The organism is Mesorhizobium sp. ESP7-2, assembly GCF_020164715.1.
Classification (GTDB): domain Bacteria; phylum Pseudomonadota; class Alphaproteobacteria; order Rhizobiales; family Rhizobiaceae; genus Mesorhizobium.
In genome coordinates, this window is sequence record NZ_JAIUGQ010000055.1 from 21,026 (window position 1) to 31,015 (window position 9,990).

The 9,990-nt window shown below is 60.2% G+C and carries 7 protein-coding genes and 3 pseudogenes; 6 read left to right on the forward strand and 4 right to left on the reverse strand.

Features of this window, described 5'->3' with window-relative positions:
- Window positions 1-294, forward strand: a pseudogene (locus tag LB543_RS30925) (L-serine ammonia-lyase, iron-sulfur-dependent, subunit beta); the annotation flags it as partial.
- Between the two features lie 119 nt (window positions 295-413).
- Here LB543_RS30925 and LB543_RS30930 read toward each other — a convergent pair.
- Window positions 414-668, reverse strand: a pseudogene (locus LB543_RS30930) (transposase); the annotation flags it as partial.
- A gap of 1,557 nt (window positions 669-2,225) precedes the next feature.
- Here LB543_RS30930 and LB543_RS30935 point away from each other — a divergent pair.
- On the forward strand, window positions 2,226-4,403 hold the full coding sequence (locus LB543_RS30935; RefSeq protein WP_224616908.1) for an adenylate/guanylate cyclase domain-containing protein: 2,178 nt from the start codon (window positions 2,226-2,228) through the stop codon (window positions 4,401-4,403).
- Window positions 4,404-4,415: 12 nt separating this feature from the next.
- Here LB543_RS30935 and LB543_RS30940 read toward each other — a convergent pair whose 3' ends face one another.
- Together LB543_RS30940 and LB543_RS30945 are read right to left on the reverse strand one after the other, a co-directional pair.
- On the reverse strand, window positions 4,416-4,919 hold the full coding sequence (locus LB543_RS30940) for a YHS domain-containing (seleno)protein (RefSeq protein WP_224616910.1): 504 nt from the start codon (window positions 4,917-4,919) through the stop codon (window positions 4,416-4,418).
- Window positions 4,920-4,932: 13 nt separating this feature from the next.
- Window positions 4,933-5,523, reverse strand: coding sequence for an ankyrin repeat domain-containing protein (locus tag LB543_RS30945; RefSeq protein ID WP_224616912.1), 591 nt, complete (start codon window positions 5,521-5,523; stop codon window positions 4,933-4,935).
- A 428-nt stretch (window positions 5,524-5,951) separates the two neighbouring features.
- Between LB543_RS30945 and LB543_RS30950 the strand changes: the two genes are divergently transcribed.
- The 3 genes from LB543_RS30950 to LB543_RS30960 all read left to right on the forward strand — a co-directional run bounded on the left by LB543_RS30950 (window position 5,952) and on the right by LB543_RS30960 (window position 8,811).
- On the forward strand, window positions 5,952-7,091 hold the full coding sequence (locus tag LB543_RS30950; protein ID WP_224616914.1) for a helix-turn-helix transcriptional regulator: 1,140 nt from the start codon (window positions 5,952-5,954) through the stop codon (window positions 7,089-7,091).
- Between the two features lie 171 nt (window positions 7,092-7,262).
- A complete protein-coding gene (locus tag LB543_RS30955; protein ID WP_224616916.1) occupies window positions 7,263-8,042 on the forward strand; it encodes a DUF1194 domain-containing protein in 780 nt (259 codons plus the stop codon).
- A 91-nt stretch (window positions 8,043-8,133) separates the two neighbouring features.
- Entirely contained in the window at window positions 8,134-8,811 is a 678-nt protein-coding gene (locus LB543_RS30960; RefSeq protein WP_224616918.1) for a GDSL-type esterase/lipase family protein, read from the forward strand.
- A 476-nt stretch (window positions 8,812-9,287) separates the two neighbouring features.
- On the opposite strand, the gene LB543_RS30965 is transcribed toward LB543_RS30960, so the two are convergent.
- Complete coding sequence (locus tag LB543_RS30965) at window positions 9,288-9,725, reverse strand: hypothetical protein (protein ID WP_224616920.1); 438 nt, start codon at window positions 9,723-9,725, stop codon at window positions 9,288-9,290.
- 128 nt (window positions 9,726-9,853) lie between these two features.
- Between LB543_RS30965 and LB543_RS30970 the strand changes: the two are divergent.
- Window positions 9,854-9,990: pseudogene (locus LB543_RS30970) on the forward strand (IS110 family transposase); the annotation flags it as partial.

The following is a 9,990-nucleotide window of genomic DNA, read 5'->3' on the forward strand; positions in this document are numbered from 1 at the left end:
GGCGCCAAAGTGGTCACAGCGCCGACCAATGGAGCCGCCGGGGTCGTGCCGGCGGTATTGCACCACTATCTTGACCACCCCGGAGCAGATGGAGAACGCGGCCGAAATAGCGCTGGAACACCGCCTCGGCATGACCCGACCAAGGCAGTCGCGGCCGCTTCGCTCGCATTGCGCGGCGACGGTTCCCATTTCATGCCGCTCGACAACTGCATCGAGGCGACCGGCGTGGAAATGAGCACAAGATTCAAGGAAACCAGCCTCGGAGGTCTCGCCGTGAACCTGCCGGGGTGCTGAGCGCGTTCGCAAGCACAGGCAGGCACTCAGCCGCGCGCGGGAAGTTTTTTGCGACTTCGACGAAATGCCGGACCGCCTTTGCCCGGTTGGCACGCTTCCAGACCTAGAGCGGGATGAGTTTAGTTTCGGCCATATCCGGAGTTTTCGAAGTAGTGTGAGCATTCTGTCGGTGTGATGCGGTTGAGAATTTGGCCGATCGCGTCGCAAACGGTTTGGACGGTGCGGCTTGCTGCCTTTCTCAGCCAGTGCTTGAGTTTTGAAAAGAGCTGTTCGATCGGATTAAGATCGGGCGAGTATTTCGGCAGGAAGAAGAGCCTGGCGCCGGCGGCGCGTATGGCGCGGCGCACCGCCTTGCCTTTGTGCGAGCCGAGATTGAGAGGCCTTTGAGCGCGCTCTTCTTGCCCTGCGCAGTGTGATTATAGGTGCGCACGAAGCCTTCTATGGCTGGCACCACATCTTCGAACGCGCCGAATGGAGCGACCGTCCTGCCGATGGCCTCCTGCTTCTTGCTCATTCGGTTCCCGCCGATGTCCTCGTAGGCTTTGCGGTTGGTGCGGAACTGGTGGACTTTCCGAAAATGTAGCTCTTCCGAAACGAGCGTCCACGGGATCGAACAAGCTTGCTCGAAACTCGAAAATCGCTGGGGCGGAACCCACATGACCTGGTCGTCTCGACCAGGAAGTTACAGGCCAATAGCTTGTGATGTCCGGAATTATCTGACATATTGTGGGGTTTACCAGTCCGGGATTATGGCTTGCACGTGTGTGGCCTATACGATTGAAAACAAGAGCATTTTCAGGCCTAGGGTAGGAGTCTTCTGATCTTAACACTAGGTTTACCAATGCCTCAATGACAGTTAATTCCGGACTGGCATTAGGTGGTTGGATTTCCATGGAATTAGGCGTCCTAGTTGGTAAACCCGCTTACGGTCGGCAGCGGATTGGTCAACCCATGACCTCAGGATGGTAAACCAAGGCCGCAGCCCTACCTGCCAAGGCCCATCTCTCCCTTCCACTGTCACCGGTCACCTTCCACACCCTCGCGAAACGAACTGCGGCCAATGGCTGACATCCGTAAGGCTTCCTGAGGCCGAGTGGAGATCCAAGGTTTGGCTGTCACGCCAGGGATAACTCGAGCTGCTACCCGGTGGTTTCCGTTCCGCCGCTAGGGACTAGCGCACGATGTCGAGGAAAGAATTGGTCCCACTCAACCTGCTCGCCAAGTCGGCAGGAATTTCGCGGCAGGCAGTTTGGAAAGCGTGGCAACTGGCGAGGGCACGCCCTGGAGGTGCGCGTTGTTCACGGTAAGGGTGGCAACGCCGGCAAGCATTATCTCGTCAGCTTGGCTTCACTCCCACCCGAGTTGCAACTTCGGTTGAAGCCCATTGAAACGACGGTTCGAAAAGGTCTGAAGGCGTCGGCGCAGGCTCTGTCCTCACCTGACCCGATGCGGACGCTTGATCATCAGGGCATCATCCGCTTTCTGCCAAAAGCCGTGACCGCCTCAGGTAACTGTGTCGGACTGCAAGGCCCGTTTCTTCGCTAGGGACCCCGGCTTCGACGGAAATCCGAGCTACAGCATTTTCATGACATCTGAGCTAATATTGCGGCTGAGGGACCCGAATTCAGCCTTGGGAGAGCTGTGTGTTCAGTAAGCGGACCTCTATGTCAGGCCGGGCATCGTCACGAAGTGACCCGGTCTGCTCATTCCCACCGTATTCGCAGGCTCCAAAGCGGACATTCAGCCAAGCTGTCGCTGTTGACCTAAGCGGCAATCTTGTCGAAGGGCATTCCGTTCTGCACTCGGCGCGTTGGGCATATTGAGAAACCCCGACCCCTCTGGATAGCGGTCGCCCACGCTCGCTTCCGACGCGGGACTAGAATAGGCTGCAGCAAAAGCAGCTTGATCGACCGGGGAAGGCGCAGGCGAGCATGGAGCGAAGGCTTACCGCGATACTTGCTGCCGATGTGGTTGGCTACAGCCGCCTTATGGGCGAGGATGAGGTAGGCACGCTCGAACGATTGAAGGGTTGCCGTCGCGAACTGGTCGACCCCGCCATCGAGGAATTCCACGGACGCATTATCAAGCTCATGGGCGACGGCGCGCTCGTCGAGTTCGCCAGCGTCGTCGATGCCGTTCAGTGTGCTGCCATGATCCAACGCCGGATGGCCGATCGCAACAAGGGCACCCCGGATGACCGGCTGATCCGGTTTCGCATCGGCGTCAATCTAGGCGACGTCATCGTGGACGAAAATGATATTTACGGAGATGGCGTGAACATCGCCGCTCGCCTCGAGGCTATGGCCGAGCCAGGCGGAGTCTGCATCTCCGGAACCGCATTCGATCATGCCGTGCACAAAGTGGACGTCGGCTTTTTCAGTTTGGGGGAGCAGCGCCTCAAGAATATCGCCGATCCGGTTCGCGCCTATCGACTCTTGCTCGATCCCGCGGCATCGGGAAAGGTCACGGCCGCGCCCCGCCGCCCGGGCTCGCGCTTCATGATCCTGGCAGGCGCCGCCGTCCTGGCGATGGCGGCGATCGCCGGCATTTCTGCATGGCCGAAGTTCTCTGTGGCATCGCGGCCATTGGTTGCCGTGCTGCCGTTTGCAAACCTCGGCGGCGATCCGGGCCAGGACTATTTCGCTGACGGTATCACCGAAGATCTGATCACCGACCTCACCAAGCTTTCCGGTCTGGACGTCATCGCGCACAACTCGGTGTTTGCCTACAAGGACAAGCCCGCGGCGCTGGCGGACGTCGCACGCGACCTAGGCGTTCGCTTCGTCGTCACGGGGAGCGTCCGCCGCACCGGCGAGCAGATCCGCCTCAATGCCCAGCTCATCGATACGGCCACGGGCGACAATCTATGGGCCAACCGGTTCGACCGTGGCATTGCCGGCGTGTTTGCCGTCCAGGATGAGATGAGCGGGGAGATCGCCAAGGCGCTTGGCATGCAACCTTCGGCAGCGGAAAGCGAGCGCATGGCGCGCCCGCCGACCGAAAACCTTGAAGCCTACGACTTCTACCTTCGTGCCGAGCAGACAGCACGGACCGGTCGGCGCAACGGGCTGCGAGAGGCGCTAACGCTCTACGATAAGGCGGAGGAACTCGACCCCGCTTTTGCCGAGGCCTTTGCGGCAGATGCAAGCATGACAGTTTATATCTGGCGAGAATCATTCAACGACGTTATGCAGAGCGCGCCGGCGCGCAAGCGCGCCTATGAGAAGGCAAGTCGTGCGCTGCAACTCGACCCGGATCTTTCGTCACCTTATGCGATTCTTGGCATCATGCAGGTCGTGGATCGCCGCTACGAGGAAGCCATCGCTTCGGTCGAGCGAGCCGTCGCACTTGGCCCCGGCGATGCGGAGACACAAATAGCTCTAGGATACGTGCAACTGTTCACCGGCAATCATGCCGAGGCTGCCGAAGCGGTCGAGACAGCGCTCAGGCTCGATCCCAACCTTTCACCCATCAACCGGCAAATTGCCGGTCTGGTCTTTCTCATTCAAGGTAGCAATGACAAAGCGATCGAGGCGCTCGAACGCACCCGCGACGATGCGCCGTCAGTCGGAGATTTCACGATCACGCTTGGAGCCGCCTACGCTCGCGCCGGCCGCCTGAAGGATGCGAGGGCGGCGGTCGCCGAAGGAATGGGTGCCATGTCCACACCGGGATTCGATTCATTGTCCGCATACCGGCTCAACGGGGCCCAGTACCGTAACCCGCAGGATTTGGCTCTCATCATCGATGCGTTACAGCAGGCGGGCTTGCCCGAATGGCCGTTCGCCTTCACCGGCGACGAACAGAATCGATTGAGCGGCGAAGAGATCGCGTCGTTGGTACTGGGCCATACGCTGCAGGGCCAGCTTGAACCCGGTCTCCAACAAGCCTTCCTCCAGATCGGGATCGACGGCAAGGCAGCCTTTCGCTCTACGACGCGGCTGGTCACCGAGACTGTCCGTCTGGATGGCGACCTATTGTGCGAGCTAAGTGAGAATATGTTCGGGCGCCCAGACTGCGGACCCGTCTACAAACGCCGCGACAGTGCCGGGAACGGTTATTCCTTCGTCAATTCAAGCAAGGTGTTTCACTTCACCGTCGTCCAGTAGGCGGACTTGGTCTCAGGGATAGTGATCGAGCTTCAGGTTGGCCGCGACCTTTGGCCAGTTGGTATCGGCTTTCGGTATATTTTCAACTGCATGCGCGGCAAAATCGTTTGCATTGCCGACGTCGTAGATCAGGTAGAGCTTGCCGTCGATAATCTTGAATGCCTCCGGATCGACGTTAATGGTGACCCCACCCCCTACGACTTCGCCCGCACAGTAGCCGCCATATTGAGGAGCGTACTTGACCGGTTCGCTCATGAACATTTCCCGGTGTTTCTTGCTGGCGAAATGCCAGGGTGTCCCCAGCCAGTCATAGGTGAACTCTTCGGAGCCCTTCACGGCCTTGCCGTCAGTGAAGTAAGCGACCGTGTCGTAGCCCATGATCGCCACACCTCCGAAATAGCCGGTGTTTACCGAACCGTCGGCCCAGGCCGATCCCGCGCCGGCGACCGCAGTTACAGCGACCAGTGCAGCCGCCCGCAAATTCCGAACCAATCGTGACTTGATCATCGTGGTCATCTGCATTTCTCCGCTAATCGTGGATCTCGGCGCACTTCGCCGCGTTCGCCTCGCCAAGAATCTTGGCTTGGCAGGTAGCACCATGGCGTTTGAACAGTCGTATGATATCCGTGTTGCCCTTCCAGAATGCGCGCGTTGTCGGCATGTAGCCATGACCCTCGGGATGGTTCACATCGGCACCCTTGGCAATAAGGAATTCGGCCAGTTCAACGTGGTTTTCCTCGCCGGCCACCAACAACGGCGTCGCGCCTGCCTTGTTGGCGGCATCGTCGAGCACGGCGCCCTTTTCCAGCAGTAGCTTGGCGATCGGCAGGCTGCCCGAGAATGCCGCCGCATGAAGCGGGGTGAAGCCACCCGAGTTACGCGCCATGACCGCGGCCCCCTTGCCCAGCAGGAATTCGGCGATTTCCGGCTGCTTGTCGAGCGCTGCAGCGATGAGGAGGGTTGCTTGGTCGCGCGCCCGGCTGTCAACGTCGGCACCGCTCGCGAGAGCTTTCTCGACACTTACTTTGTCGCCGGCAGCTATGGCGTCGAACAACACATCGCCCGCCGCTGCTTTGGTCGCGGCAAACGCCAACACGAGAAGTGTCAACAGTCCACGCATCCGTATCGATATCACGCGCGGGGGTGGCGTACAAGTTCAGCAAGGCTGTGCTCCACAGCATTGCGCTGTGGCGTTGTCCGCGTGCGAGCCAGTACAATGGATTCTCCGCTTCGGATTGCGCCATGAACGACGGGATTGGAGCACCCTCGACCTCCAACTTCGCTCTCGCGAAGTCTGCTGCCAGGCAGTGGAAGGGCACCCTGAACAGCCGACATAGAGGCGCAAAGCCGCCGATTTCTCGAGCCCAGGATTGACCGGTTCGCGTCAAGAGCCAACCTTTGCCGGCGGACATCGATCTCAACATTTTTGTGCTGATTAAATAGCTAGCCGTTGCGACCCCGAAGATCCGACCGGGGTTCTTGATTTTGCCGGATCTGTGGTACTTATGAACGCGTGTGGTGGCCCATCCATCACCAGGGTAGACTTATATGGCTGCCAATAGGGCAATCGCGCCCGCGATCGAGGATTGCTACGACGCCGCTTTCGAATTCGGGCGGTGGCCAGAGGCGCTTCAAAACCTTGCCGATGCCCTAGGCGCTACGAGTTGTGTCATCCGCGCCTGTGACGACACCCACCCTTTCCGGAGCGACCAGCGCAAGCGGACCACACCGACACCGGATTCGACGGAACATGCTGAATTTTCGGAGCTCTGGCTCAACAACATCGAAGGTGCTCCCGATCCTCGTTGCGAGAGGTTGAGGCTGCTGGCGAAACCCGCCACCTGCTTCACCGTCGAGGACGAACTCACCACCCCCGAGGAGAGAAGGTTCCTTCCCTACTATCAGGAAATAGCGCTCCCTGGGCACCGCGAGTGGTGGGCAGCCGTCTACTTTGTGATGAAGAAGCACAAGTGGTTCCTGTCGATGTTCCGCGATGCCCGCAGCGGGGCATTCGATTTGTCCGAGGCGGACCACTTCCTGCGTGTGGTGCCGGATCTGAGGCGGATCATCAGCCTTGCCGAGAAGATCTGGAAAGTTTCGCTGGACCCGACGCTGGCTGTTCTTGACCAGTTCAACTTTGGCGCCGCGCTGCTTGATCGTCGTGGCTGCCTGCTGCGTTGCAACGAGCGCGCGGATGCTTTGTTCGGCTCCGGCCTTGTGGTCCGTCACGGCCGCATCCACGCAGCGGATCGGGAGAGCGACACCCGTCTCCAGCGGATGATCGGGGCTGCCGTCGCCAGCGCACTGGATGGGCCTTTTCCGGTTGAGCCTGAAGTCATCACCCGCGACGGATCGTTCTGGCTTGTGGCCGAAGTCGTGCCGATGACCTCTTTCGTGCGCGACCTTTTCAATGGCGGCGACTTTCTGCTTTGCTTCACCGACCTTGTGAGGGAACGGGCACCATCGGAACGGTTGCTCGGTCAAACATTTCAACTCACGGCGGCCGAAGCGCGACTGGCATCAAGTCTGAGCTCCGGCGATGGAATCGATGCAGCGAGCGCCCGATTGGCGATTGGCCGCGAAACGGCGCGAACCCAACTCCGGGCGATCCTCGCCAAAACGGGAACGCATCGCCAGGCAGAGCTCACCGCGCTGCTATCGCGCTTGCGAACGCCTTCAGAACACTAGCGCCCTTCACCCAATCGGGTGAAGCGCGCAGACACAAGCCAACGTACCCTCCAGCTGGATTGCTAATATCGCGCCTGTGGCGCTGGGGGGCAGTACCGAATGACAACTATGTTCGGCCGGAAATTTCGACCACGTCAGCCGAAGATACAGCGGCTGACAAGGGCGCTCCTCATGGCACTGGCGCTGCTTGCCAGGTATCCCTGCTCATCATTGGCGGGCGGCGAACCAAGAACGCTCGGGGTCGATCTTGAGCTGATCCTCGCTGTGGACGTCTCGTCCTCGATGAGCCTGTCGGAGCAACGGGTTCAGCGCGACGGTTACGTCAACGCCTTCCGGAACCCCGACCTCGCGAGAGCCATAGGATTAGGCGCACGTGGTACGATCGCGGTTTCGTATCTCGAATGGGCTGGGCCGAATTATCAGCGCGTTCTCCTGCCCTGGACGACTATCGGTAGCTACGCGGACGCAAGACAGTTCGCCGATGCCTTGGCAATCAAGCCTATCAGCGCGCAGCCAGGGACCTCCCTTTCAGGCGCCCTTATGTCGGCGGGCGACCTGTTTTCGCATAGCCGCACCGTAGTCGCGCGCCGTGTGATTGATATTTCGGGAGATGGTCCCAACAATGCCGGCCTGCCGGTCGCGCCGATACGCGACCGAATGACTGGCTCCGGCATCACTATCAACGGCCTGCCCGTGTCGCTGCGGCGCGGTGGTTCCAACGCCTTTCAATCCTATGGCGCGCGCTATCTCAGCCTTTATTACGAGCATTGCGTCATCGGTGGCCCAGACGCATTCGTGATCGGGATTGACGATCTCAACCTGTTCGACGTCGCAATTCGCCAAAAACTGGTTCGGGAGATCGCTGGCCTTGCATCGAGACCCAGGCTTGCGTCCTATGTGGCAGGCGGCCCGGTGTTCGACTGCTCCATGATCGGAACCACTGCGCGGTAGCTCCGCAGCCGTCCTTAACGGTTCGGGGAAGATGTTCGCTTCTGTTCTCGCGGTGCACGACCCGATCGGCACCGCCGCTGGGAGATAGACCATGACAAAGGTGCGTGACGTTTCGTTTGTGGCCCTTGCCGCACTTTCCGCAATGTTGGGGTCAGCCGGCACCGTGGATGCCGAGGACGCGCTCCCGACAATCGTCACCCTCGGCGACAGCTACATCAACAGCTATGGAGTAGCCGCCATTGAGACCTTTGCGACCAGGCTAAAGTCGGCGCTGAACGCCGACGGGCACCAAGTGACAATTGTTGAGGTCGGGTACACAAACGACAGCGGCTCGGGTCTCCGTTGGCTGACGAAATCGCCACGCGGCCTCGACCTGCAGGCGAGCCCTGCAAACCAAGTTGTCATTGTCGAACTGGGACAGAACGATTGCGGGCTTCTCGACCTTGATCACACGCGAGCGAACCTCGACCAGCTTCTGGGTATCCTCGCCCAGAAGCGCGTTCCAGTGCTTGTGGTTGGAACCGCGGCCTATGACTATTGCTCGTATAGGAACGGGGATGACTATGCCGAGCGGTTTTCAAAGATGTTCTCCGAGCTGGCGACCAAGCATAGAGACTTGCTCTACGCCGACTTCAAGGAGGGCGTGACTGGGCATCCGGAGTTGCTGCAAGCGGACCATGACCACCCAAATGCAGCGGGTGATGCGATCATCGTTAAAAACATGCTCCCTATGGTTGGGGCGCTGCTCGCGCAGGTGCAACCGCGTTGAACGCCCGTCTGAAGAACGAACGGCGTCTATGGAAGCTGGGCCGCTTCCGGACGGGACCCGGCGGTGGTCGGTAGGTGAAGTCGGCCCGTCGGCGGTGCCGGTCGGACTTGTCGAAGGCTGGGTTGTGCGGCTCGATCCAGCGGTCACCTAACGCGATCTATCCATGTTCACGATGCGCGACGACCGAGGAAGGCCTTGCTCACGCGTCAGGGCGACTCTCGAGCCAATACGTCCGGATCAGCCTCTTGCCCTTGATCTCCACGATACCCCGCGGCTTCATGACTCCGGCAGCCGCATGCCGCTCTCGATCTGGTACACTTGGAAACGGCCATGCCGGTAACCCGACCCAGCCCGACGGCCAGCCCCGTAGGCGCGACATCCGCTTATCGGCGCAGATAGGCGCCCCCTACCGATCGACATGGGGCGCATACCAGACATTCAGCAGCTGACCTTCCGCGTGCCGAGTGCCGGTCGTATCATCCCTTCCACATCGTCGATCGGAGAACAGCCTGCATATGCTCTGGGAGGTCGAGTTCGCTATGCGCCTCGATCTCCAAAAGATATCTGGCCTTGGCCATGCGATCCCCTTCCCCAACCGCAGCGTAGCTACAGATGGCGAGCAGCGCCCTCTCCTCCTCCCGGCTGGCCATGACGCGACCACGGCTACTAACGCCCGTTTCGTGCAAAGCTTCGCCGAAGGACGTGTATGCTGTCTTGTGCGCCTCAATCAGCGCTCGCAATCTATTGGATGGTTCTGGGTCTTGGCCCGGCGGCTCTATGCCGAGTGCAGTTGTCGCAACCGTCGAGGCGACGACTGCGCTGCCGGAGCGGAAGAGCAAGGCGCGGCGGTTGATCCTAGACGTGGCGAACTCTCCCATTTGCATCATGGGTGTCAGATCGGTGACTAACACCATCAGACCGTACCACGACGGTTTGCACATTCGTGTCAGGATGTAAGGTCCCGGCCGCCGACAGCCGCTGCGGCTGGGCGATGCGCAGCGCCCGCATCTTGGACAGGGCGCCGCGCCCTACAAGCCGCGCAGAGGCCTGTGGCGCTGCTCATTACTGGGCGCGGGAGTTGCGCGCGTTGGGTCACGAGGTACTGCTGATGCCGGCGCAGCACGTGAAGCCCTATGTCCAGCGCTCCAAATCGGATGCCGCCGATGCCGATGCAACCTG